Here is a 327-nt window from a genome sequence, read left to right on the forward strand (position 1 = left end):
GGTGGATGTGGGTGTGTTGCGGGAGGAGTTGGTGGGGGTGTTGCCGGGGTATTTGGTGCCGTCGGCGTTTGTGGTGGTGGATGAGTTGCCGTTGACGGCGAATGGGAAGTTGGATCGGGCGGCTTTGCCGGTTCCGGTGGTGGGTGGTGTGGGGCGGGGGCCTCGGTCGCCGCAGGAGGAGTTGTTGGCGGGTTTGTTCGCCGAGGTGTTGGGTGTGTCGGTGGTGGGGGTGGATGACGGGTTCTTCGATCTGGGTGGTCATTCGTTGTTGGCGACCCGGTTGGTGAGTCGGGTGCGTTCGGTGCTGGGTGTGGAGTTGGCGGTCCG

1 protein-coding gene is annotated in these 327 nt (G+C 64.5%); it reads left to right on the forward strand.

Annotation, left to right across the window (positions count from 1 at the left end; translation table 11 throughout):
• The coding region (locus GL263_RS27925) for a phosphopantetheine-binding protein (RefSeq protein WP_182858484.1) at nucleotides 1–327 on the forward strand (327 nt) is incomplete at both ends.

It is taken from the genome of Streptomyces durbertensis, assembly GCF_014156695.1.
Taxonomy (GTDB): Bacteria; Actinomycetota; Actinomycetes; order Streptomycetales; family Streptomycetaceae; genus Streptomyces; species Streptomyces durbertensis.